The 25,171-nt window shown below is 51.2% G+C and carries 21 protein-coding genes and 1 pseudogene; 12 read left to right on the top strand and 10 right to left on the bottom strand.

Translation table 11 applies throughout. From position 1 onward, the window contains the following. Positions 1 to 37 precede the first annotated feature (37 nt). The 4 genes from FH871_RS25545 to FH871_RS25530 are packed head-to-tail and all read left to right on the top strand — an operon-like array spanning position 38 to position 6,222. Entirely contained in the window at positions 38 to 1,375 is a 1,338-nt protein-coding gene (locus tag FH871_RS25545) for a TolC family protein (protein WP_138994257.1), read from the top strand. Continuing rightward, positions 1,350 to 2,285: an efflux RND transporter periplasmic adaptor subunit gene (locus FH871_RS25540; protein ID WP_138994256.1), complete on the top strand. Its 936-nt coding sequence runs from the start codon at positions 1,350 to 1,352 to the stop codon at positions 2,283 to 2,285. Before FH871_RS25545 ends, FH871_RS25540 begins: the two co-directional genes overlap by 26 nt. Continuing rightward, complete coding sequence (locus FH871_RS25535) at positions 2,282 to 5,488, top strand: efflux RND transporter permease subunit (protein WP_138994255.1); 3,207 nt, start codon at positions 2,282 to 2,284, stop codon at positions 5,486 to 5,488. The genes FH871_RS25540 and FH871_RS25535 overlap by 4 nt, the downstream gene beginning before the upstream one ends. Continuing rightward, a complete protein-coding gene (locus FH871_RS25530; protein WP_138994254.1) occupies positions 5,485 to 6,222 on the top strand; it encodes a hypothetical protein in 738 nt (245 codons plus the stop codon). Before FH871_RS25535 ends, FH871_RS25530 begins: the two co-directional genes overlap by 4 nt. Positions 6,223 to 6,327: 105 nt before the next feature. Here FH871_RS25530 and FH871_RS25525 read toward each other — a convergent pair whose 3' ends face one another. The 8 genes from FH871_RS25525 to FH871_RS25490 form a co-directional block, all read right to left on the bottom strand. Continuing rightward, positions 6,328 to 6,684, bottom strand: coding sequence for a metallophosphoesterase (locus FH871_RS25525; protein ID WP_138994253.1), 357 nt, complete (start codon positions 6,682 to 6,684; stop codon positions 6,328 to 6,330). 11 nt (positions 6,685 to 6,695) lie between these two features. Continuing rightward, positions 6,696 to 7,031 carry a hypothetical protein gene (locus FH871_RS25520; protein WP_138994252.1) on the bottom strand — a complete coding sequence of 112 codons (336 nt, stop codon included), beginning with the start codon at positions 7,029 to 7,031 and terminating at the stop codon, positions 6,696 to 6,698. Between the two features lie 143 nt (positions 7,032 to 7,174). Beyond that, positions 7,175 to 8,308, bottom strand: a complete 1,134-nt coding sequence (locus FH871_RS25515; RefSeq protein WP_138994251.1) for a lipopolysaccharide assembly protein LapB — start codon at positions 8,306 to 8,308, stop codon at positions 7,175 to 7,177. A 103-nt stretch (positions 8,309 to 8,411) separates the two neighbouring features. Then, entirely contained in the window at positions 8,412 to 9,335 is a 924-nt protein-coding gene (locus FH871_RS25510; RefSeq protein WP_171062949.1) for a DUF4249 family protein, read from the bottom strand. 1 nt (position 9,336) lies between these two features. Beyond that, positions 9,337 to 11,622, bottom strand: a complete 2,286-nt coding sequence (locus FH871_RS25505) for a TonB-dependent receptor (protein ID WP_138994249.1) — start codon at positions 11,620 to 11,622, stop codon at positions 9,337 to 9,339. Between the two features lie 7 nt (positions 11,623 to 11,629). Beyond that, the gene (locus tag FH871_RS25500) at positions 11,630 to 11,980 is read right to left on the bottom strand and encodes a hypothetical protein (RefSeq protein ID WP_138994248.1); all 351 of its coding nucleotides are present in this window, start codon (positions 11,978 to 11,980) and stop codon (positions 11,630 to 11,632) included. A gap of 24 nt (positions 11,981 to 12,004) precedes the next feature. Further along, positions 12,005 to 12,454, bottom strand: a complete 450-nt coding sequence (locus tag FH871_RS25495; protein WP_138994247.1) for a hypothetical protein — start codon at positions 12,452 to 12,454, stop codon at positions 12,005 to 12,007. A 56-nt stretch (positions 12,455 to 12,510) separates the two neighbouring features. Continuing rightward, positions 12,511 to 13,332: a hypothetical protein gene (locus tag FH871_RS25490; protein WP_138994246.1), complete on the bottom strand. Its 822-nt coding sequence runs from the start codon at positions 13,330 to 13,332 to the stop codon at positions 12,511 to 12,513. Between the two features lie 145 nt (positions 13,333 to 13,477). On the opposite strand from FH871_RS25490, the gene FH871_RS25485 reads away from it, so the two are divergent. The 6 genes and pseudogenes from FH871_RS25485 (at position 13,478) to FH871_RS25460 (ending at position 21,432) form a co-directional block, all read left to right on the top strand. Then, positions 13,478 to 14,059, top strand: coding sequence for an RNA polymerase sigma factor (locus FH871_RS25485; protein ID WP_138994320.1), 582 nt, complete (start codon positions 13,478 to 13,480; stop codon positions 14,057 to 14,059). Beyond that, positions 14,052 to 15,440, top strand: coding sequence for a porin family protein (locus FH871_RS25480; RefSeq protein ID WP_138994245.1), 1,389 nt, complete (start codon positions 14,052 to 14,054; stop codon positions 15,438 to 15,440). Before FH871_RS25485 ends, FH871_RS25480 begins: the two co-directional genes overlap by 8 nt. A 112-nt stretch (positions 15,441 to 15,552) precedes the next feature. Beyond that, a complete protein-coding gene (locus FH871_RS25475) occupies positions 15,553 to 16,428 on the top strand; it encodes a sterol desaturase family protein (RefSeq protein ID WP_138994244.1) in 876 nt (291 codons plus the stop codon). Beyond that, complete coding sequence (locus FH871_RS25470) at positions 16,425 to 18,953, top strand: DUF5686 family protein (protein WP_138994243.1); 2,529 nt, start codon at positions 16,425 to 16,427, stop codon at positions 18,951 to 18,953. The genes FH871_RS25475 and FH871_RS25470 overlap by 4 nt, the downstream gene beginning before the upstream one ends. A gap of 60 nt (positions 18,954 to 19,013) precedes the next feature. Further along, positions 19,014 to 19,427 carry a DUF2147 domain-containing protein gene (locus FH871_RS25465; RefSeq protein WP_171062948.1) on the top strand — a complete coding sequence of 138 codons (414 nt, stop codon included), beginning with the start codon at positions 19,014 to 19,016 and terminating at the stop codon, positions 19,425 to 19,427. Positions 19,428 to 20,305: 878 nt separating this feature from the next. Beyond that, positions 20,306 to 21,432, top strand: a pseudogene (locus tag FH871_RS25460) (IS630 family transposase). Between the two features lie 301 nt (positions 21,433 to 21,733). Here the strand turns inward: FH871_RS25460 and FH871_RS25455 are convergent. Both FH871_RS25455 and FH871_RS25450 read right to left on the bottom strand, forming a co-directional pair. Beyond that, complete coding sequence (locus FH871_RS25455) at positions 21,734 to 23,050, bottom strand: HAMP domain-containing sensor histidine kinase (protein WP_138994241.1); 1,317 nt, start codon at positions 23,048 to 23,050, stop codon at positions 21,734 to 21,736. Next, positions 23,047 to 23,727: a response regulator transcription factor gene (locus FH871_RS25450; protein WP_138994240.1), complete on the bottom strand. Its 681-nt coding sequence runs from the start codon at positions 23,725 to 23,727 to the stop codon at positions 23,047 to 23,049. The genes FH871_RS25455 and FH871_RS25450 overlap by 4 nt, the downstream gene beginning before the upstream one ends. A 146-nt stretch (positions 23,728 to 23,873) precedes the next feature. Here FH871_RS25450 and FH871_RS25445 point away from each other — a divergent pair, with 146 nt between their 5' ends. Both FH871_RS25445 and FH871_RS25440 read left to right on the top strand, forming a co-directional pair. Continuing rightward, positions 23,874 to 24,287 carry an EamA family transporter gene (locus tag FH871_RS25445; protein WP_138994239.1) on the top strand — a complete coding sequence of 138 codons (414 nt, stop codon included), beginning with the start codon at positions 23,874 to 23,876 and terminating at the stop codon, positions 24,285 to 24,287. 100 nt (positions 24,288 to 24,387) lie between these two features. Then, the gene (locus tag FH871_RS25440) at positions 24,388 to 25,167 is read left to right on the top strand and encodes a phosphatase PAP2 family protein (RefSeq protein WP_138994238.1); all 780 of its coding nucleotides are present in this window, start codon (positions 24,388 to 24,390) and stop codon (positions 25,165 to 25,167) included. Positions 25,168 to 25,171 lie beyond the last annotated feature (4 nt).

The raw sequence follows: 25,171 nt of genomic DNA, 5'->3' as shown, positions 1-25,171 counted from the left end.
CCCTAGCTTGCCTTATGTTTATTCACGTATATAGCTTATGAGATTCGTATCGGCCGGGTTCGGTTGCTGGACTGGGTTGGTGGGGCTGATGACGCAAGTGTCCGGATTGGCCCAACCGCCAATTGCCGATTCACCCCGGCCAGCACAAAAGGCGTTGTCCTTCTACCTCGAAAACGCCCGCCAGAGCAGCCCGCTTATTCGCGACAACCAGAATCAGCTTCTGGGCAACGCCCTCGAAGCAAAGCGGTTACAGGCCTTATATACCAAACCGCTGGTGCAGGTAACGGGGGCAGTGCAGTTTGCGCCTATTTTCTCCACGGATAATGGGGGCGTACGGCCCGAGCTTAACTCGAAAGGGGCCAGTCGCTATTATGGGTATGACCTGGCCGTTTCCAACGGGGGGCTCTATCAGGGATTGGTCAATGTTACTCAGCCCATTTCCAATCTATTTCGAGCGAAAGCCTTTGCCGAACCCTTTGTGTTAGCCTCGCAGATTGGGCAGACCGTCATTGGTCTGGGGCAGCACGATGTGGAGCGTATCGTGACCGACCAGTACATCCTGTGTTTACAGGATCGTTTACAGGTTCAATACACGGATAGTTTACTCCGGCTGTTGAATGAACAACGGGGCATCGTGCAAAAATTTGTCGAATCGAGTTTGTTAAAACAATCCGATTTGACGCTGGTGGATATTGAAACCCAAACCCAGCACAACCTACGAGTGGGTTACCAGACAGCCTACCGGCGCGATATTCTGGAGCTGAATGCGCTGAGTGGCCTGGCCGATACAACCCTGGTCGATCTGGCTCCATTACAGTTAACCCTAGCGGCTGATATTGGCCCACTGGAATCAGGATTCACCCGTCGGTATGCCCTGGATAGTTTAGCCCTGTTGGCTCAGCAAACAATTTTCGAACTCCGCTATAAGCCCCAGTGGAATTTTATTGCCAATGGCGGGCTCAATACATCGTACTTGCCCGATTTACCCCGCCGACTGGGGTTCAGCGCGGGGGTATCGCTGGTCTGGACACTTTATGATGGTCACCAGAAACGGTTGAACAGTCAGCGGACGGCTATTCTGCAGCAAAGTTTCGGTAACTACCGTCAGTTCATTGACACGCAAAACCGGGTACGCCGGGAACGGCTGTTGGGTGAACTAAGCGGGTTGGCCGAACGATTAACGGTCTTCCGTCAGCAGCTGACTGGATACGAAAGCGTTTTATCGTCCTACCGCCGGGAATTACTACAGGGTCAACTCTCCATCATCAACTACATCACCGTGCTTAAAAATATGGTGGCCGTCCGGCGGGACATGCTGCTGCTGCAATCCAACCGTCAACTACTCATCAATGCGTACAACTATTATAACTGGTAGCGGGTGGATCGCTCTGCTACTGGGGCTGTCGGCCTGCGGCTCTTCGGAGAGCAACGATTCAGCCCCCGTGCAGATCATTGCCCGCACGCCTGTCGTGGTGCAAACCGTGGGACACGGGGGTATTAGCAACAGCCTGACCCTGTTTGGCACCACGTTGTACCTCCGCCGAAACGCGGTTACTGCGCCGGTTGCGGCCTTTATTACGAAGGTCTACGTAAGTTTGGGGGCACGGGTGCAGACTGGGCAACCGCTCTATGAACTCGAAACCAAAGAACGCCGGGCCTTAGGTACCTTAGCCATTGCGGGGGATTCCGCCCTTATTGGCCGGGTAACGGTACAAGCTTCTTCGGGTGGATTGATCACTACGTTTGATAAACAGCAAACCGGCGACTACGTGCTGGAAGGCACCCAACTGTGCACCATCGCGGAAGACAATGCGCTGGCCGTTCAGGTCAACGTCCCGTATGAATATCAGGCACTGGCCCGACCCGGTCGAAGCTGCCGGGTTCGGTTGCCCGATGGGCGAACGCTCACGGCCATTTTCACTACGCCCCTGACAACGGTCAACGCACTGGCCCAGACCCAGAGCGTACTGGCCCGGATAACCCAGCCCGTGCCGTTACCCGAAAACCTAACGGTTCAGGTAGATGTGACCAGCCAGGCCAACGCCCATGCGCAACTGTTGCCCAAAACGGCCATACTGACCGATGAAATGTTGCGGGAGTTCTGGGTGATGCGTTTAGTCAATGATAGCACCGCCGTGAAAGTACCGGTGCAACTCGGTGAGCGCACCCCCTCGACGGTCGAGGTTCGCTCGCCCATTTTCGGGACTAGCGACCGCATTATTATTGAGGGCAATTACGGCCTGCCCGACACGGCCCGGGTGCAGGTAAATCCCCGGAAACCATGATCGACCAGCCGCCACACTCTGTATCGGCTCCGGTCAGTCGGCCTGATGAGCCGAATCCACCCCGCCGGTCCTACTTCGAGATTTTTAGCCGCCCGATTCTGTTTACGGGGGTATTGCTGCTCCTGGCGGGGGTCTTTGCCTTCACCCGGATGCAGACCAACCTGTTTCCCGAAGTGCTATTCCCACGCATCTCCATCATCGCCGATAATGGCCAACAGCCCAGCGACCGGATGATGATTACCGTCACCAAGCCGCTCGAAAGTGCCGTTAAGAAAGTTAACGGGGTAACGGTGGTCAAGAGCAGTACCAGCCGGGGCAACTGCACCATTGATGTGTTTTTTGAGTGGGGCCAAAACATCTATACTCAGAAAACCCAGGTCGAAAGCCGCATCAACGAGATTCGCAACTTCCTGCCGCCGGGCGTGAATCTATCCATCGAGGCCATGAACCAGTCGCTGTTTCCTGTCTACGGGTACACGTTGGAAAATGACCGGTCTGCGGGCGGGCGCCACGGTCTGGTGGCGCTGCGCGACCGGGCGAATATGCTGGTCAGACCCATTTTTTCGCAAGTAGCGGGAATTTCTAACGTAGTCGTGCGGGGTGGAAAAGCCAAAGAAATTGTGGTGCTACCGAATGCGGTCAAACTGGCTTCGGTTAATTTGTCCATCTCGGCGCTGATGACGGCCATTAACGCGAGTAACAACGTACTCTCCAACGGCTACGTGGCCGATTACCGGCGGCTCTACCTGACCCTGACCGATACTAGGGTACTGGATGTCGATGCCCTGCGGGACCTGATCGTCAAAAACGATGGCATACGGGTGGTTCACCTGGGGGAAGTAGCCCGTGTCGAGGTGCAGGAACAGCAGCAGGAGTTTTTGGTTATCAACGCCAACGGCCAGGATGCCGTACAGATCGATTTGGTGAAACAGCCGGGCGTAAACCTGATTGATTTCGCCAAAAACGCTGAAGCGAAAGCTGTCGAAATCAACAGGGTGCTGCCCAAAGGGATGCGGCTCAAACCCTACTACAACCAGTCCGCTTTCGTGGGCGACAGTATCCACAGCGTGGAAAAAACCATTTATGAAGGGCTGTTGCTGGCCATTCTAGTTATGATCGTGTTTTTGCGTTCCTGGCGGGCCTCTACGGTCGTACTGCTGACAATCCCTGTTACCCTGGCGTTTACGATTTTAGTGCTCTATGTAATAGGCATTACTATCAACATCATGTCGCTGGGTGCCATTGCCGCATCCATCGGGTTGATTATCGACGACGCCATTGTCATTATTGAGCAAATTTACCGCGTTCATGAGGAGGAGCCCGAAAAGAACCGGTTTGTCGTGGTGCAGGAAGCGATTCATAACCTGTTTCCGGCAATGGTCGGCTCGTCGCTGAGCACGATTGTGATTCACTTCCCCTTCCGGCTGATGAGCGGGCTGGCGGGTAGTTTCTTTAGGGAGCTATCCGATACGATGCAGATTACGATGATCTGCTCCTTTCTGGTCACCTGGCTGCTGCTGCCCGTATTGCATTTGTTGATTGGGTTTAAACCACTGGGGCCGCGTTCGGCCAAAAATGCGCAGGCCGTCGATGAAGCGGCTAATGTCCGCAAATTGCGCTGGCTAACCAATCAGTTTAGCCGGCCGCTGGTATCGCTGGTATTTGTGGCTTTATTGGGGCTGGGTGCATGGTTTTCCTACGATCGCCTGGAAACGGGTTTCTTACCCGATTTAGACGAGGGGACAATCGTACTCGACTACTTCACACCCCCCGGTACGGCCATTGCCGAAACAGACCGCATTTTGCGCGAAGCCGAAAAAATCATCGTCGCGCATCCCGATGTAGCAACGTATTCGCGGCGGACGGGCATCCGCATGGCCTTTCGGGGCGTACCCGCCAACTTTGGGGATTACTCGATTCAACTGAAAACCAACCGCACCAAATCTACCGTCGAGGTGATTGACGAGCTGCGAACCCGCATCAGTGCCTCGCAACCCGTGCTGGATATTTCCTTTGGGCAACGTATCGCAGATTTGCTGGGCGATCTGATGAGTACTCCCCAACCCATTGAAATCAAGCTGTTTGGCGACAATTACGCCTTGCTGCAGAATTTGTCGCGACAAGCGGCCGGGATTCTGGAAACCGTACCGGGCGTAGTCGATGTGAATGATGGCCTGATTGAAGCCGGGCCGTCCCTGGTTTTTGAGCCGAACCAGACCAAACTGAGTCAATATAAAATAGGGTTAACCGATTTTCAACTGCAATTAACCGCTTATATGGGGGGCGTTGCACTGGGGCCCAACGCGGCCCAGCCCGTACCTTCGCCAGCTCAGGCGGCTCTGACGGCCGGCATTCAGGTGGGTTCGTTTCAGGACGGCGAACAGATGCGCCGGATGGTGCTTCGGTTTGCCGATTTCGACCAGAATGATCTGGATCAGCTGCGCAACGTGCTAATTTTTCTGCCGGATGGTACCACAAGGCCCTTGTCGTTTTTCTGCCGGGTGAGTGTAATCGGTGGGGAACTGGAACAGCGTCGGGAGGACCTTAAGTCCACAGTAGTCCTGACGGCCCGGCTGGACGGGCGTGATTTGGGCAGTGCCATTGCCGAAATACAAACCAAACTGGCTCAGAAAATGCCCCTGCCCCAAGGCTACACTATTGGGTATGGCGGAGCCTATGCCGAGCAACAGCAATCCTTTAGCGAACTACTACTGATTCTGACGTTGGCCTCCCTGTTGGTATTGGCCGTACTGATGTTTCTCTTCAAAGACTGGTGGCTCTCGGTGCTGGTGCTCGTTCTGTCACTTCTAGGTATTACGGGCAGTATCATGGCACTTTACCTGACGGGTATTGCCTTGAACGTAAGCAGCTACACGGGCATCATCATGATCGTAGGCATTATTGCCGAGAATGCTATTTTCACGGTCAATCAGTTTGAGCACACGCTGGCCCGCACCGGAGAAGTGGACGCATCAGTCAATTATGCGATTGCCCTGCGGTTGCGCCCTAAGCTGATGACGGCCATCGGCGCGATACTGGCCCTAATGCCACTGGCATTGGGTTTCGGGCTGGGAGCCCAAATGCAGCAACCGCTGGCCGTGGCGGTAATCGGCGGTTTTGTGGCAGGGTTACCGTTACTGCTGTTAGTGTTTCCAACGGCCTTGCGGGCCTTATTTCACAATCGTCTAAAAAAATCAATATGAAGAAAGTACCCGAAATCACACTGCTGTTCTGGGTGATGAAAATTTGCGCCACTACCCTGGGCGAGACGGCGGGAGATCTGTTGGCCCAAACCCTGAATGTGGGCTATGCGGTTAGTTCGCTGCTATTAATCGGCATTTTCGCCTTAACCCTGATTGCCCAGTTAAAGACCAACCAATATATTCCGGCTTTGTACTGGGCGGTAATTCTGGCCACCAGTACAGCCGGGACAACGATGTCAGACTATATGGATCGGACACTCGGCTTGGGCTATGCTACCGGCTCGGCCATTCTGGTCACGATACTGGTAATTATTCTGGTGGTCTGGTACCGAAGGGAAGGAACCTTGTCGGTCACGGATATCAAAACCACCCGGCCCGAACTATTCTACTGGACAGCTATTCTATTCTCAAACACGCTTGGTACGGCCCTGGGTGATTTTTTGGCCGATGATTCGGGACTTGGTTTTGGCGGGGGTGCCCTGCTTATTGGTAGCCTGATTGGCCTGGTGATTCTATTGCATTATTTTACGAAAATCTCGTCGGTGATTCTGTTCTGGATTGCCTTTGTGTTGACGCGTCCATTTGGGGCAACCTTTGGCGATTTACTGACGAAATCAACCGAACAAGGTGGTTTGGGCTTTGGCACACAAGGCTCTTCGCTCATCTTATTTGGCATCCTGGCGGGACTGATTCTGTACACATCCATCCAAAAGAAAAATCAGTATAGGGGCTGAAGGAATCACAACTTTGTTAAACAATCCCAATCTATGTGTCCCCCGCTTTAGCGTGTTTGCTTTGCTTGCTGGCGCATTGCGCAGGCAAATTTCGCTTGGGTAGAATCAGCAATAGGGCCCTGAAAAAGCGCCCCCACCACCGGAAATAACTAAGTATGTTGGGCCAACTGGTGGCAAATGCTGAAGCGTATGAGCATGTCCAGATAAATTCATTTGAGACCCAAACTTCTGAAACAGCGGACCTAATTGAACCAGTTCGTCCTGATCGCCGTGGTCTTTACCCACGGAATAAAGCGGATGATGGCTGACCACCAGTTTCCATATCTCAGTCGAGCGGGCCAGCACATTGTCGATCCACTGAAGCTGCCGTCCGGTATCCTGCAAAATATCGGGATAGGTCGCCTGAGCCTGACGGTAAACCTGCACAAACGGATTGGTGTCGTCCACCCCCAGCCACAGCATCGGTTTTCCGTTCAACGAAAGAACTTGGGAGTAATACCGGTCAGGCACAATCCAGCGGGGGCGTTATTTGCCGTAATCCAGTTCTGGTTGCAAGGGTTCTCGTAATCGTGATTGTCCAGGGCGACATAAAATGAAGCCGGAAGGTGGGTTCCCCGGTACACATTTTCAAAGGAGAGTTGCCAATGGGTGTCCGTTAGGCTGCTCACCCCGCGCGAATAAAAATGATCACCGGCCATGATCACAAAAGCTGGATTTAAATCGGTCGCGACCAATTCCATCTGGTCGGCTACGGCCTGCTGATGCAAGTGGTCGTAAACACTCCAATCGCCCAAGGCAAAGAAATTCATGGAATTGGGTAAGGGATTGGGGTTCGATGGGTGGTCGGCTCATTGACCGACTTATTGCAGGAAATCAACAGCAAGCCAGTCGCCAGCATCAGCGTGAAACCGAACCGGAATACCGGGATCAATTTTGTTATGGTAGATACGGATTAGTTGTTTTTTAAGTACTCTTCCGCTTCATCACGCAGGATCGGATACTCCGATCCATCAATAACCTTCTGGTAATACGCACGAGCCTGTTCCTTCTGGCCGCGTTGTTTGCAAACCTGAGCCAATACCTGATTGCCGAAAGCGAGCAGGGTTTCGTCTTTGGGATTGGCCGCCAATATCGCCAGGGCACCGACCTGGGCTTCAGCCAAATGGCCGGTCAAAAGCCAATACCGCGCCTGATCAAGTTTGCCAAACAAACGGTATGCGGGTAAGGAATCGACCAGCAACGCCTTGATATAGGGTAGCGCCTGAGCCGGGCGATTGGCACTTAACGTTACTTCGGCTAGTTTGGCCCGCAGATAGTGATTGTCTGGATACACTTTCAGCAGGTCTTGCAGGGGCGCTATCGCCAAGGCCGGTTTTTGCTCGAAATCAGCCAAAACGTGCGCTAAATAATACCCGGCTTCGGCCCGTGAAAACAGCGATTGCCGGGAGGCCGAGGTCAGTTGCGCAATGCCTCTTTGCTTATCGCCGGGCTTCATAAACCACACCAGCGGTTTGTAAAACGGGTGGATTTGCGGGTATTCTTCCCGGTAATAATCATATAAACCGGCCACCAGCAAAAAATCCGGGTATTGCTGCTGCAAATCGATGCAGGTATGAATATAGGGATAAGCGTTTTTAGCATGGCCGACGGATGCGAGCTTGGCATGGGCGAAATTGTCTAATTTGGCCAGCAAAGCCTCCGCCGAGAAATAGATATAAAGGGCCTCGGGATTGTTCTTGGCATTGCGACGTTTTTGCTGGTTCAGCCAGGCCCCCGAATCGTTGGCGGCTTTGCTCAATTGGTCGCGGATGCGTTGTTCGAGTCGCGTGTCGGTGCGGGCGGGAAACCACTGCCAATAGCTGTTCACGGCCTGCAGCAGTGGAATAACCGGATGATCGGGGTAAGTTCGGTTGAGTTCTGACAGCGTTGCTTCAGCCTTCGTAAACTGAAAATTATAAATCTGGTTGACGGTTTCGGTTAGCTTGGCCCGACTGGCGGGGGACGTGCTGAGTTGCGGATACTGCGCCCAACTGTTCAAACTAACTAGTAGAATCAGTAGTATGGGATGGTAATTGGGATTCGACATATTTTAGTTGATAAAAAAGAGATCTAAAAAGTAGCCGGGCAGCACCCGGCACTTTCGCTTTTTGGTTTACACTAAGGGGTTACTGAAGGGGAACAACCAATAATTATTCCGGAAATTCGAACGAAACCGGTTCGGAGCGGACGAAATGCCCGAAGACACCCATGCATCCCGGGATGTTCGACGTTAGAAAGACGGGTTCGACAAAGGGATTGAACGTGGCCAGTTTTTGACGGTCCAACTGGTCGTAGAACTTGCCTGATGCCGGGTCCATCGTCTGCAGATACACCACGCCAAATGAGCCTTTATGATGCGTGTAGGTTGGTTCCGTCGTGACACTCACGGGGCGCCCATCGCCACTACCGGTATCAAAATAAATCGCTCGGCCAACCTCGCTCACGCCGAATGGATTGGCCCCGTTGCATTCGCTCTTGAAAGTAGTTTCGGTTTTTCTGGCACTGCTGTCAATGGTCCGGCGCATCTCGAAGCGGTAAGCATTGGCCTGACCCGGTGTATCGGTAAAATCCACCACCACACCCTCGTGTTCGCCGTAGAGATCCTTAAAAACCGAAACGTACTTTACCTTGGCAATCGTTGGTTTCGTTTGGGTGATGGTCGTTTGGGCGCGGTATACCTGCCCCTGATACGTCACTTCGAGCGAATAGGTCAATCCCTGTCTGGTCGGTAGTTTGCCCCGATAAAAATACGTCGGCTGGCACAGAAATGAGTCCCGGGCCATGGCCGTGGCGAGCGTGTCGCGACTTTCTGATGAGCTAATCACCACGCGGGCATCCGGAATGAATAAATCCTGGGTGTTGGTTTGCGCTGAAAAATAAGCTGTTGATCGACTCAGATACAGTATCGGGACTTCACCGGACACCAGCATACATTCGATCGAAACAGGGCCATTGTAAGGCTGTACCTGGATGTTGATCGTTTTTTCACAACTGGATACTATTGCGATCAGGATCAGCCCGAGGAAGACCAGTAGCAAACCCACTTTAATGGATAAACGGGCAGAATGATCCATATTAAAACGAAATTTGATAGCTAACAGAAGGAATAATGGGCAGCAGCGAAACCTCCCGGGCAATCGGCTGACGGGTAAAATCATCGGTGGTTGCGTATACGAAATAAGGATTCAGGCGGCTATACAGATTGTAAGTGCTAAAAACCCATTCAGAGGTGCCGGGATGGCCAAACCACGTTCTGTTCTTCTTGTGCGTTACGCTGACGTCCAGCCGGTGGTAGGGACGCAACCGGTAATTGTTGCGGCTGGTGTAATCGGCGTAGATGTCATTATAGAGCGTGCTTCCTCCGTTAATTTGCACCCGACCGACGGGCAGTGTGTAAGGACGCCCGGTGTAGAACGTCAAATTTCCGGCTACGGTCCAGTGGGACGATAGCTCGTAGCTGCCCACCAGAGCCAGATTATGCCGCCGATCGTAAGCAAAAGGAAAGGCTTTTCCGCGGTTGAGATTGGCAAATTGCTGCATCGTCTTTGATAACGTGTAGGAAAGCCAGCCTGTAAACCGGCCAGCATTTTTGCGCAGGTAGAATTCCAAACCGATACTCCAGCCACGCCCGAAAGCCAGATTCTGTTCAATCTCAGAAGATTTCAGGAGTTGAGTTCCTTCCCGAAAAAGCACCTGCCCGCGCATCTCCTTGGCATAGGCTTCAATGCTCATTTCGAAGGCATTATTTCGGCTATTACGAAACCAGCCCACGGCAATTTGTTGAGACGTTTGAGGTCGGACCACGGCGCTGCTGGGCAACCAGATGTCGGCGGGTAAAGAGGCGGTTGAATTGGGAACCAAATGCAGAAACTGGTTCATGATGGAATAGGAAACCTTTAGAGAGGTGACGGTTCCCAGCAGGTAACGAACCGACAGACGGGGTTCCAGCCGGGCATACGTTGCCGTAGGATTGCGAAACAGGGGAAGTCGAAGGCCTGCCGATAACGCGGCCCGCTCAGTCAGTATCCAGTCGTCATTGAGATACAATCCTGCTTCGGTCGCATACTGCCGGGTGATGCTGTCCGTCGGGAAAACCGGTATTTTCCCACTTTTCGGAAGCCTGGCCGACGATGCCAGGGGTGCGAACGCGTGGTTGGTTACAATTCCCCCCCAGCGCAGGGTGTGTTTTGGAGACGGGTAATACTCCCAATCCGATTTAAGCGTGTAATCCCGTAAACCCGTATAAATTTGAGCCACGTAGCCACTCTGAAGCGTAGACAAACTCAATTGATACGTATTGGTAATCAGGGAAGTATTGGCAAAAAGCGTGTTGCTGAACAGGTGATTCCAGCGAAAGGTTGCGGTGTTGTTGCCAAACCGGATGCCATAGTTCAGGCTGCTGGCTCCGGTATACTGCGCGTTGTCCCGGCCGGTGAAAACACTCAGAAACAGTCGGTCTCGTTCGCCAAGACGGTAATTGATCTTGGCGTTGAAATCATAAAAGGTATAGTTCGTCTTTCCATTTTTGGGCAGAAATGGCTTCAGCAGCAGATCCAGATACGTCCGGCGACCCGAGATCATGTACGAACCACGTCCCCCGCTAATTGGGCCTTCCAGGGTCAGGTTAGAAGCAATCAGACCAATACCGCCCTGTCCGCTGAATTTTTTGCTATTTCCCTCCCGCATGGTGACATCCAGGATAGAAGAAAGACGTCCGCCGTACTGAGCCGGAAAACCGCCCTTGATCAGCGTTACCCGGTTTAGTGCATTGGTATTGAAGGTACTGAACAGGCCAAACAGATGATTGGGATTATACACGGGTGCTTCATCCAGTTGCACCAGATTCTGATCACTATTGCCGCCCCGAACATAAAACCCGGTTGTCCCTTCCTGACCGCCCTGAACACCCGGCAGAAGTTGAACGGTTTTAAGAATATCGCGTTCGCCAAAGAGAGCAGGCAGCGTTTTATTTAATTTTAGAGAGAGATTCAGGCTTCCCATTTGCGTTTGGCGAATGTTTTGATCAGTGACCTGATCGGAAATCAATACTTCGTTCAATTGGCTGGCCGCTTCCGTCAAGGTCAGGTTGAGCTGCTGACTCGTAGGGTGCAGCAGCCGTAGATTAGAGGTCCGATAGCCCACATAACTGACGACCAGATTCAAGGAGTCAGCCGTTAGGGCCAGTAGGGAATAAAAGCCGTAATGGTTGGTCGTCGTGCCGATTTTCTGTGAAGGAACGGCTACGCTGGCTCCGATGAGAACCTCACCCGTACGCTCATCCCGAACATAACCGTTGAACGTGATCGATTGGGCCAGTACCGGGAAACTCAGTAGAAGCAGCAAACCGGGCAAAAGGCGCATACGGTGTTTAGTTAAGATGAGTTTGAAGCTGAAACAGCATGCCTTGATACTGGAAATGAAACCAGTCCCAGTCGGATTCGCAATCCTTGGAAGGATTACCGGATTCGGGGTCAAACTCCACATCCTTCGACCGCAGCAGAACGTGGATTAGTAAATCGAATACATCGGTTAGGTATAGGGCTCCATCCGCCGGAAGCGTTGTTCCCGTCATTGCTCCGACCGTGGCCAGGAGCTTTTCGATTGCTTCCTCCGATAAATTCAGGTCATGGCGAAAGTTGGTATCCAGCCCGACTAGTTCAGGCCGGATACCAAAGTGGATCAGCAAATACTGCTGCAGAAAAACGAAGAGGATTGACATAGTCAGAAAATAAAACCGGTTTGCCTAGTTCGCTTTTTGGCTCGTAATGACGGTGCGGTACGTAATATTCGTCTGCGTATCCGTAAACTGATCGTCGAGATTGAGATGAGTTCCATCAGCTGTGCCAATCTTTTGATTGTTCAGATACACATCGTATGCACTTCCGCTGCTCTTTAGATGAATTTCACCGATGACCGACGTCTGGTCAGACTGTCCGGTAATCTGAACGGTTTGCGTCAGAAACACGGCAGCCGCCGAATCGCGCCGGGCGGTCAGCGTACCAGACAACGTGGTTGTCCCCTGGGTGAGTGGCAGAACGAAATCATAGAGATTGACGCCCGCCGAATCCGATCGGATATGGCTCATCTGGTAGGTGCCTGCAACCTGCGTACCCGCATCGGGAGCCGGATCATTCGACTTTGAGCAAGCCATGGCCAGCAGGCAAATTGTCAGCGCAATAAGGATGGTTTTCATAATGATAGGTTGATGACCAGTGGTTTTGTTGGGGAATTCAATCGAACGTTCAATGATCAAAAAGTTAGTTTCAGTCCGACTCCTAAGCTGCGTTGACTCGGGCCGAATTGTAAACTCGTTGACTGCCGCCCATTGTATCGGTCGGCAGCCCGACGAAACTGGACTGAAGCCTGGTGATTGAGCCAGATCGAAGCTACACCCAGCAACACCCCCCCTCCGGCCAGAACAGCGCCGACTTCGTTAAACCCATCGTTGCCACCGCGACCACCTCGATCCGAACCGGTTTCTTTGTCATTGGGGTCTTTCTGGTCTGCGCCGCCTATGAACTCATTCCGGCCATCACTTCCACCATGCTCCAAAACCGCCAGGCCAATACCAGTCCCAATCACGGCAACGGCTGGAATGGCTGTCACCAGTGACCAGGTGCGCAGTGACCGTCCACGGACGAGTGCCGTCAATGCATCGGGCTGGTTTTGAAATACTGCCTGGGCTTGGGACAAACTGATGCGCTGACCGGAAGGATCAACGTAATAGCGGGCGAACGCACTTCGGCGGTAACCCAGGCCTGCAGGCCTGCTGCCGGGAGTGGGAGAGGCCGGTAAATGCATTAAATCGGTAGTTGCCGGGGTGGCTAAAGCCTGATTCTGCGGGCCATAAGTGTCTTTGGTACCGTTTCCATACTTGATTAACAGCACATCCCGAAGCGGAGTGGTGTAAACGGGCCCGTCAGGATTGTCCGTTTTGCGGTATTTTAAATTGGTTTGATCCACCTCCAGCACTTTAGCCGGGATTTCTGCGCCATTGCGAAGGATGATATTGTCCTGACAGTAGGCCAGGGTGGTCATTAATAGACCCGCTAAAAGGGTAAGTGCACGCATTAGTTGATTGATTTGAAGAAGTACAGAATGTATTCAGAATGCCATACGAATATTTGTGGACAAACCGCTGCCTGAAAAAATAATACAATTGATTAAGCAGCGATTGGTGTGTGAATTGGCGTATGACATTTTAAACCATTGCACTGTGCTCTTCCGAAAAAATAAATCGCTGTCGCTGCCGTACATTATTGAAGGATGTCGAAACAGGAAGCAATCTGCTCAAAAGCAGTTGTTTGAAGCTTATTACAGCTTCGGAGTAAGCATTTGTTTACGCTATGCATCGAACCGTGAAGAGGCCGAGGAAATGTTCGATGATGGTATTTTGCGCATATTCAATAAGATCAATTATTATGATCCGGAGAAGCCATTTGACGCCTGGTTTCGGACAGTCATGGTGCATGCGGCCGTCGATTACTATCGCCGGAACCAGCCCAAAATGAAGTTGACGGATATTGATGAAGCCTACGACGTGGGGGAAACGGATCATTTATTTGAACGAATTTCGGCCGCAGAGATTCTGGCAATCGTCCAACAATTGCCTCCCGCTTACCGGGCTGTTTTTTCGCTCCACGTGGTGGATGGATACACCCATCCCGAAATTGCCCAGCTATTGGGTATCAATGAAAGTACATCCCGCTCCAATCTGACAAAGGCGCGGGTAAAACTTCAGGAGTTGCTTATGAATTGGAACACTACCCCATTGGTAAACCCGCGAAACTATGTCTAACGAACGTTTCGATAAATTATTCAGGAAGAATCTGGAATCGATTAAACCGGACTACCAGCCCAGGGCGCTGGATCGGATCCGGAGCTCGCTTCCAGCCACTAGTTCCTGGCAACAATTCATTCAGCATGGTGGCTGGGTGGTCAGTGGACTCTTATTGGTGGGTTGGCTGACCACGTTTTATGTGTTGTTTGAAAATCAACGGGTTATGAAGCACTTGAGCAGCAAAATGGCCATGCTCAATAAACCGGTCACCCCGGTTTCTAACGCCCCGTCCAAACCATCCACCAATCGGATCGATACGGTTTATATCGTCAAACGAACGGTGATGGAACACCGCCATTATTACCAGTCGGAACAGGGACAATGGACCACTGAACCGTTGAAGACTGGGGGAGAAGCGGCTCAACCAGCTATGGAAGGCAACGCGAGTCGGCGAACCGGCGAATCCACGTCGCAGGATGCGGGTCGGTTTGCGTCTAACCGTCATCGTTCTGCTAATCCACGTAGCAATGAAAAAACCGTACTATCTGCCAGGTCTGCAAAAAAATCGACGGAAAACAACTTTCCAACCCGTGATCGTGCCGCCGGTCAATCACCAGTGTTCTCGTCTGGGATGCCTCAAAACCACCCGATGTCGAACCCGCCGGAAAGGATGTCCACCGACTCGGTGTATGTAGCGAAAATCACACCGGATTCAATCGCAGTTACCCCCGAGAAACTATCTGCGTCGATACCGCCAGTAGCTGCAATCGCATCACCCAGGGTTCGGCAGCCATTCCGTTTCTCGGCGTTGAAGCCCCGGGTGGGGATTGAAAGTATGGGACTTCTGAGCGGCAGTATTGGTGCCGGACCCGCATTTGAATTTTTTCCGGAGGAAAACTTAGGGCTCTCTATCGGCTTGCAAGCCAGTCAATTAAATAGCGAAAACCTCCACGCACTGCAAGATTTCAACGCGGCTACCGGGCAGGAATTTATTGAATTGTATCGGCCTTATCTGCCCGCCCAGTTCGACCGCATTGCCGATATTTCGATCCGAACGTCGGTGATCAGTCTGCCCGTTAGTTTGAAGTATTATTTGCCATGGAAACCGTCTTTTTCGTTGTTTTTTCAAGCCGGAACCAGTTTCGATGTATCCGCTTTTCAGCAAGTCGATTTCGAGAGCTATCTCAATGCGGAGGAGCGACGCCATTCGTTTGAAACTGATGCCAAAGCCCGGGTCTTTCATAATTTTATGTTTGGAGCGGGGGTTCAATACCGCCGGCCGCGCCTTTCCGCTCAACTTTCGCCTTACTACCTGTACGATTTTCGAAGTATAATCAATACGCCCAAAGGCAGCAACCTGGGATTCCGGGCTTCCGTGTGGATCGACTTATTTAAATGATCAAAATCTAGCTAAAATCGATAAAGAACTCTGAGTCAGCCAAATATTTTATTGGCCTAAGATATCTATGCCTATTGCCAGCCATCTCGGCGGTAGTTTAACCCCGAATTGTATGTTTTCCATCACCAATTATTTCGCTCATGTCCCCGATTCGCACCGGATCGGACTCTTACTGCTCACCATCGGACTCTTCTGGCACCTGGAAAACCGCCAGTCCTGGCGGCTCGATTTCCGTCGGTGGCGGCATGCGTTGACCAACGCCCGGTTTACGCTGGTCGATGGACTGGTTCAGTTGCTTCTTGGATTTGCACTTTTGCGGGAACTGGACTGGATCGAGTTTCATAACTGGGGATTGGTTCGTCAGTTGCCGTTTGCCAACCAGCCGGTTGTCCATTTTATCGCCGTGTTTGTCGTTCTTGATTTTCTGGAATATCTCTACCACGTGGTCATGCACCGCTACGGGTATTTGTGGCGGTTTCACGCCGTTCACCACGCCGATCCGCACGTCGATGTTTCGACGGTTTTACGGGAACATCCCGGCGAAACCTTCATCCGACTGACGTTTCTGCTGGTGTGGGTTTTCATCAGTGGTTCTACATTCTGGGCGCTGATGGCCCGTCAATTCATTCAGATTGTGGCTAATGTGGCGGCTCATGCCAATTACCGCTTACCCGAACGACTCGACCGGATTCTGAGCTTCGTGTTGGTGACCCCCAATGTGCATCACGTGCATCACCATCATCAACTACCCTATACCGACAGCAATTATGGCGATGTCCTGAGCATCTGGGACCGGCTCTTTGGGACATTCTACACATTACCCGCCAACGAACTTGTTTTTGGCCTGGATACGCACCCCGAACCCGCCGACGGCGCATCCTTCCAGCACCTGCTGCAACAACCTTTTCAGGACGGTATTCCGGAAGAGGAGTTGGACTGGGCACCGGAAGTGAATGCCCAACCGGTATCAACCGAACCGCTCCGATGATACGCGGACTGCTGATCTTTATTCTGTTGTGCTTCGGCTTCTATAGTTGGGCGCAACGGAGTTCGACGCCACTTCCGTCGATCCAAATCCAATTAACGGATGCAGCTACCGGTGCGGCTGTGCCGTTTGTCAGCGGATATTTTAAACGAAGCAAAACCGGAAATGCTGCCGACGAAACCGGGAAGCTAACCCTAACGGTCGGTCCATTACCCGACACATTGTTGTTGTCCGAAGTGGGGTACGAAACCGTGACGATGCCCCTGAGTCGGATACCGGCGGATACCATTCGAATAAAAATGAAGGCAACCACTGGCCAGCTGCAGGAGGTGGTCGTGACCGGGTTTCGTGATCCGGGAAAAGCCCTCATGCATCAGATCATTGCTCACAAACGAACCAACGATCCGCAACGGCTGAACCGCTGGATGCGCAACGGGTATGTCCGCACGGAAGTGGATATTGAAAACCTTTCCACCGATCAGCGCCAGAAGTTGATGCGCACCATGCTGAAGGTATATCAGCACTATCAGCGGGATTCGGTGGCGACCAACGCATTGCCGATCTTTTTCCGGGAGCAGTATTGGCGCGAGTTTCACACCCGCTTGCCCCAAAGCAATGCAGTTTACTTAGTTGCTGAGCAAAATCTGGGATTGAAAACGGATGGGCTGGCCCCCAAACTGGATCGGTTCAATGTACCAGTCAATTTGTATGATGGCGTAATTCCAATCTTAAAACAATCTTTTGTCGGGCCCGTGTCGGATCTGGGGCTGGCCTACTACGCTTTTGCAATCCCCGACACCCTGGTAGAAAACGGTAATACCGTCTACCGATTGAAGTTCCAGCCGAAACGACGCAATGAGAATACGTTTGAGGGTAGCCTGTGGGTGGATGCGGGGAGTTATGCCCTCCGACGGGTCGAAATACAGACCAGTTCGGGTGCCAATCTGAATTTTATCCAGAGCCTGCTGATTCGCCAGGCCTTTATGCCGGTGGATGATACGGAAAAAGGAACCGCCTGGGCCGTAACGGAAAGCAGTCTAAACTATCAGTTTCAGAATGGACTCGGTTTGCTGGGACTGCCTACCCGCGTGGATTCAACCGGTCGAACGCTGCGTCTGATCAATACCAGCGTTTATGACCATTATCAGATCAACCCACCGGGCGTAACCGCCGGAAATTTTTCCGACACCGACTTAGCGGCCTCCTCTACAGTGTCTTCGCAACCTTTTAAAGAAGAATACCGGCTTCAGGGGCTTACAGGCCGCGAACTGGCTATCTACCGGGCTGCCGATTCACTCAAAAAAAACGAGCAGTTTCGCAGAACGACCCGGTTGGCGGCTTTCATCGCCAGCGGGTACTGGGACGTGGGCAACCGCTGGCGGTTTGGTCCCTTAAGCTCCCTGCTAAGTTCTAACCTAACCGAAGGGATGCGCTTTCGGACCAGCGTCTGGTCGATGGAAGGCATTAATCCGCACTGGAGCGTTTGGGGGTATCTGGCCTATGGAACCCGTGATCGGCGCTTTAAGGAAACGGTCGGCATCAAATACGTGCCCAGTCGGACTCCCTATCGCAAGTATGAACTGACGTTGAAGAACGATTATGACGCCCTGGTGGAATATGACGACCAACTGGACAATGACAATCTGTTTACCCTGGCCTTGCGCAAGCCGATCCCGGTTTACCAGAATTTTCTACGGCAGATTCGGCTGAGCCACGAACGGGATTTGAGCCCCAACTGGTCCGTCAAAACGTACTTAAGCTACGGTTCAATGGCGCCCACTTTTCGCTTCAGTTACGCGCCCTCCGACGATATTGTCAATACTGCCGATTCGTCGGTGGCTTTGCTGCATACCCTGACCAATTCGGAAGCGGGGCTTTATCTTCGGTACGCCCGCAACGAACGGACGACCTTTCTCAACTACGACAAGCTACGGGTGTTTACCCGGTATCCGATCTGGCAAATTCACGTGGCAGGTGGGGTGCCATTCTTCAAAAATACGTATTTCGATTACCTGAAATTCAGCCTCAGCTTGTCGCAGGATCTGCCGATGCCCCTGAAGGGAAATTTGTATTATAACCTGACCAGCGGAGCGGTTTTGGGTACGGTTCCGCTGCTGCTGCTGCACATTCCCCGCGGTAATCCGTATTACATTGCCGACAAATATGCCTACTACGGCATGAGTCCCTACGAATTTGCCGCCGACCGGTACGTGAGCCTGCTCACCCGGTATTCGCTGGGTGGTTTGATCCTCAATAAGATTCCGTTGCTGAACCGGTTTAATCTGCGGGAACGCCTGACGGCCAATTTTTTCTGGGGCGATCTGACGGCGGCCAATCAGGATTTCAATCAGGTAAATCCGTTCCGGACCACAGGCCGGACGCCGTACGCCGAAGCTGGTGTGGGTATCGAGAATATTTTTAACCTGTTTTCGGTGGATTGCATCTGGCGGCTGAATCATTTGACTGGGGCGGACGCGGTTCGGATTACCCGTTTTGGCATTTATACCGGGGTTCGGCTTCAATTCTAAATAACTATAACCAAGATGTTCATGAAAAAGCGAATTGTAAATCAGTTCTTTTTTACGGCTATGGTACTGACTCTCATGAGCCTTTCCAATCCTAATTCGGCTGATCGGATTGTCGGCATTTGGGAGTCGGCTGATCATGATATGCGGATCGAAATACGGGAACAAAAAGACCATTATATTGGCAAGACGGTCTGGTTTTACTGCCCACCGGGAACTCCGCCGATGGAGTATTATCTGGACACAGAAAATCCCGATCCTACCCTGCGAAATCGTCTCTGGCTGGGGTTGCAAGTGGTGGAAAATTTGACGTATCAGGGCCACGATAAATGGGGTGATGGTAAGGTATATGATCCCAATTCAGGTCATACATTTGATGCAGACGTTAGGCTGGTGTCGTCGGATCAACTGAGCGTGCGGGGGTACTGGAAGTTTGTGTGGCTGGGTCGGAGCCTCCAGTTTATGCGGGTGAAATAAATGTACTTTTACCTACTCAGCAGACCTTATTCAGATTTAGGTTTACGTTGCTGAAGCCGAACAATCGTTTAGTCTTTTTTGATTACGTATTCGTTAAATAGAGGTTCTCGTTCCAAATGGATACGGTTAGTGAATTCAGTTTTGGATAAAAAAGGCTGTTTTCAGAGCTACCTTGGCCCTACTCCTGATGAGCCAGCAATCCCAAACCATCACTCCCGTCCCATCACAAACCCGCCAGGGAGCACAAGCTGCTCTCCCCAACGGCAATCGATGCATTGCTGGACAGGCTTCTTAGAGTAATTGGACCGCAGCCGCTGACGGTAAAGAATGGCGGTAAGGAATATTAACCCTCTTTGCGATCTTTGTCAAATGATTGATGGCTGCTTCTGCTTAACGAAGCACTTTGTAGAATGTCCTACGACTTCTAATCTGAAAAGTACTCATGATATCGGTGGTCAGCTGTTGACCTAACTCAAAATGTTATTTTACGGAGAGCTCAATGGTGGACAACCTATAGGTTTGAGTAGTCGCTACGAGTTTATTACAGGGGATGTGCGGGAGATGTACGAGAAAAAGCAACAAAGCACGGATCAGATTCGTAAAATCTTCGGAATCAAGAGCCAACCAACGCTGTACAAGACTCTTAGTTTCGCGGGAACTGACGTGAAAGGATTTTTAAAAAAAAGAGTAAATCATCCGAGCTAAAAGCGACTGGAGTCTGTCAAGTATCTGTTTATTAGACTGTTGTCAAGCGGTAGTGGTTAATTTTCTGATTTCCGTGAAGTTATCCTTCAGTTTGTACAGTTTCATGGATGCTGGGGCTAGTGTATTGACTTGATTAGTCTGACGGGTATCTTCGTGTGCTGACTCTCACAAAGATGAAAAAATATCACGTCACCCTGACCGAATCTGAGCGCGACCGACTTAAAGCTATCATCGCCAAACGGAAAGCAAATAGTCAATCTGTTAAGCGAGCCTATGTCCTGCTGGCTGCTGACGAAAACCAACTCGCTTGGTTGAAAGATGAGCAGATTGAAAAGACCTATCAAATCAGCATTCGCAGCATCAAACGCTTGCGCGAGCGGTTTGTAGAGGAGGGTCTGGAGATGGCTCTCAACGGCAAAAAGCGCGAGAAATATAAGGAGAAAATCTTCGACGGGGCCGTCGATGCACATGTTTTGTCCTTGCGGTGTAGCCAGCCCCCGGCGGATTATGCACGCTGGACAATACGTTTGTTGGCTCAGCAGCTGGTTGAACTAAGTTACGTCGAGACCATCGGGCGGGAGACGGTGCGGAAGATGCTTAAAAAAACGAAATTAAGCCTTGGCGGGTCAAGTCATGGGTGATCCCCGAAGCCTCGGCCCAGTTCGTGTGCACGATGGAGGACTTATGGGAGGTTTACCAACGTGCTTACAACCCGGCTCATCCGGTGGTCTGCTTAGACGAAACCCGGCGGCAGTTGGTGAGCGAAACCCGAACCGGTTTTACAGATAAACACGGGATACAACACGTTGACTACTAGTACAAACGGGAGGGCGTTGCCGAGATTTTTATGGTCGCTGAGCCGTTGGCAGGCCGACGGGAGGTTGTCGTTACCGATAGCCATAACAGCCAAGAATGGGCCAAAGTGGTGGGCCGCCTGGTGGAGGAATGGTACGCCGATGCGGATCGGATCACGCTGGTTGAAGACAATCTGTCGGCGCATCGCAAAGCGGCTCTTTATGAGGTCTATGAGCCAAGACTGGCGCGGGCGATCCTGCATAAGCTCGAGTTTGTGTACATCCCCAAACACGGTTCGTGGCTGAACATAGCGGAGATCGAACTGATTATATTAACCCGGCAAGGACTAACTCAACGTGTGGCAAGTCGAGTTGAATTTGAGCGTCAGGTTGCCGCCTAGGTTGGTCAACGGAATGATAAATCGTCGAAAGTGGACTGGCAGTTCACCACAGCGTATGCCCGTATACAACTCAAACGCCTTTACCCGTCAATCATTTATGGCTGAAGCACTAGTGCATTTAGATTTAATTGCCCTATTAATATCCGAACTTCGGAGCTCAAAATAGCTGAATCGAGGGGTGTTGATCGGTCCAGTCGCCACCAGACCGTAGTTGGGTTAATTCCTGCCCACGCAAAAAAGGATGTCAATTTGTCCAATCAGATTGGTAAATTTCGTATCGGGAGCAATCGGATCAACTTCGCTAAGCGTGCTTATTTAAAGTGCTGGGCAACAGGCTATCAGCCTCTATATTGATTTTTGATATATGTCCTCTGAAGATAATACTTAATTTAACCGATGAGGTAAATTAGGTAATGGTATATCCATTGGTACTTAATAGGTTTGCCTTTGGAAAATCGACCCGAAAAAGATGGATTTGGGTATTGGCCAAATAATCATAGTTAACCCGCATACCATGAAGCTGGGCGATTTGTTGCACCAAAGCCAGCCCTAAACCCGTTGAATCAGGGAAGGCTGGATTCTTGATAAACCGGTCAAAGACCTGATGGGAGGGAAAAGGAAGCGGTGTCCCCGGATTTTGAATCTGAAAATACGATGGGGTCAGAGTCATTTCCACTTTGGCATTCGGTTCACTGTACCGAACGGCATTTTGCATGAGATTACTAAAAAGCACTTCGGCCAGGTAAGGATTCATCGTTTGGTAAACATCTGGCGCCAGATTGTATTCCCATTTTAATTCATGGTGGTTGGCAAAATCGTGGTAAACCCGCGCCAGTTCATCCACAATCGGGCTGATGTTGACTTGCTCATCGGCAAATTGATGGTTTTCGATGCGCGTTAACAGCAATAAACTTTTATTGAGTCGAACCAGACGACGAATCGAGTCCTGCGCCCGTTCAATCCCGGTCATTTGCTCCATGGAAAGGGGTTCGATGCTCAACAGGTTTTCCAGTTCATGACTCAATATGGCCAGTGGAGTTTGCATCTCATGGGCCGCATTATCGGTAAACTGCCGCTGGGTCATAAATTGTTCCTGTAAATTCCGGCTCATGGTATTGAGGGCAGCACTTAACTGATTAAATTCATCCGTAGTACTGCCGGAGAACGAGACGGGTTGGTGTTCGCTATTGGAACGGATTTCCAGCCGATAATGGCGTAACTGGTCAATTAGCTGGTAAAAAGGTTGCCACAGCCGCCGGATTAACCAGCCATTCAGCGCCATCAGCACGACCACTAGAACCAGGAAGGTAAGCGTGACGCCAATTGACAAAAGCCGGGCGATTTCGTTAAATTCACCGACCGGTTGACGGATAGAAATCCGATACAAACGTCCTGGTTTACCACTTGCCTGGACGGTCACTACGAGCCGACGAACGGGTACCACTTCATTTTCCCGCGGGTCAAATTCAGTTGTATCGGCGAAGGTGGCAGGAATGGGTAAGGAAGCTGAGTCGATTTCGACCCGAAATGGATTGATTCTTCCGATATATTGTCCACTTCGCTGGAACTGTTGCCTCATGGTCAGCAAATCACTGCTAAGCTGTTCATCGACTTCATATTGAATTCCGGCGTGAATCATCGTATAAAATAACCAGACTCCGCCAATCGCCACCGGTATTGCTACCAGCACCAGATTGAGCATCATTTTGTGAAGTAGTTTCATGGCGTAGCCGAAAAAAGATAGCCCACACCATAGCGGGTCCGCAAGTAATCCGGACAACCTTTCTCGATCAATTTTTTACGCAGATTTTTGATGTGTGTGTACAGAAAATCGTGCGAATTAGCCAAATCCATGTGATCTCCCCAGACAAATTCAGCAATAGCACCTTTGGTGAGCAAACGGTCTGGATTGGCTATAAAAAACAGGAGAATTTGGTATTCTTTTTCAGTTAAGATCACCGGTTGACCCTCGATATTCACCTGATGGGTGTGGGCGTTAATGGTGATTTTGGCAAAATGAATCAGGTTTTGCCCGCCAAATAAGCGTCGGCGCAGTACGGATTTAAGTCGGGCATTTAATTCGGACAAATGGAAAGGCTTGGTCAGATAATCATCCGAACCCAACTCCAGTCCCGTTAGTTTGTCATTTAGTGAGTCCTTGGCCGAAACGATAATAATGCCCGTTTGTGCATGGGTCGTCTTCAGTTGCCTGATCAGATCCAGACCGTTCCCATCGGGCAATCCGATATCCACTACCACACAATCGTAATCATAATCATACGTTTTCACCATTCCCTGCCGAAAGGTAGAGGCCGTGGTAACGACGTACCCTTCCGTTTCCAAGTAGGCTTTCATGCTCGACAACAATTGAGGTTCGTCCTCAATCAGTAGTATTTTCATACTTCATAAATGGATTCCCTACCCGCCAAATAAAGAATTAATTCTGAAGTCTTTCTGAAGTACGCAAGTCGTTGACTTCAAATGATGCCAGACCATTTACTTTCCCGATTTCTTTTTGTTCATTTTACCCCTAACAAATCAGGCCTATGTGGTGGATTTATGCATTATTGTCTGCTTTTTTTGCCGCACTAACGGCTATTCTGGCCAAACTAGGGATTAACGGCGTGGATTCGGATTTGGCAACAGCCATTCGCACGGTGGTTATCCTCCTGGTGGCCTGGAGTATTGTTCTGGTCCGGGCCGCGTGGCGACAACTGCCACTGCTAACGGGATCAACCTGGACTTTCTTAGTGTTTTCTGGCCTGACAACGGGTTTGTCGTGGCTGTGTTATTTCAAGGCGTTGCAATTGGGAACGGTTTCTCAGGTGGCTCCGGTTGATAAATTGAGTATCGCTTTGACGATTGGGTTAGCGGTTCTTGTCCTGGGCGAACCACTAACCCTGAAAACCGCCCTGGGGGCTGGGTTGATTATTGGCGGGACACTGGTGCTGATTTTCTAAAGCTGACCGGGACAAAACCTGCCTTCAGGATTGCTTCAGAATCGAAGAATACCTTCGTGGCAAACGGGCATTCATCAACGGGCCTGCGTTTTTGCATGGAATGAAGCAACAACTTATTCTCTGGTTTTTCATTGGTTCTTTCAGTTTAAATAACCGCGTTCAGGCGCAGGTCGCGCCAGTTTTGATCGATACCACCAGTACCCTCCAACGACCATCCCCCAGTCAGATTCTGGCTGAAACTGACCAATCGACCTTTCGGCCGAAGGCATTCATTATTCCAGCCACCCTGATGACCGCCGGTTTGCTGGTTCAGGGGCAGTTGAGCCAGCGGGTTCAGCGTGAAGTAGTGAGCCATTATCCCGGCTTTACGTCACCTGTGGATAACTACCTGCAATTCGCTCCAACGGTCGTCATGCTGGGTTTAGGGGCTGCGGGTGTAAAAGGAAAACATCCGTTTGACGACCAGCTCGTGCTGGCCCTGCTGGCGAACAGTGTAGCGCAAGGCATTACGTTTACCCTCAAATATACGGTTGCTTATCCCCGGCCGGATGGGAATGGCCAAGAATCGTTTCCTTCGGGTCATACGTCCTCTGCTTTTACGGGAGCTACCCTGTTGGCCAAGGAATACGGAGGACGCAGTGGCTGGTACACGGTAGCCGGGTACGCAGCTGCGACCACGGTTGGCGGCTTTCGAATCATCAAAAACCGCCATTGGCTGGCTGATGTGCTTTTTGGGGCGGGCGTGGGTATGGCGGCAACGGAAGCCGTTTATCTGGCTTATCCCTGGCTGAAGCATTTGGTTATTCACCGAAAACAGACCGCCCTCGTTCCGATTTATCAGGGCCATTGGGGTGGTTTTTGTTTAACCTCCGTTTTTTGACCGG

Source organism: Larkinella sp. C7 (assembly GCF_006149005.1).
Classification (GTDB): Bacteria; Bacteroidota; Bacteroidia; order Cytophagales; family Spirosomataceae; genus Larkinella.
Note: the sequence above shows the minus strand (reverse complement) of the source record. Positions and strands in the feature narration are given on the sequence as shown.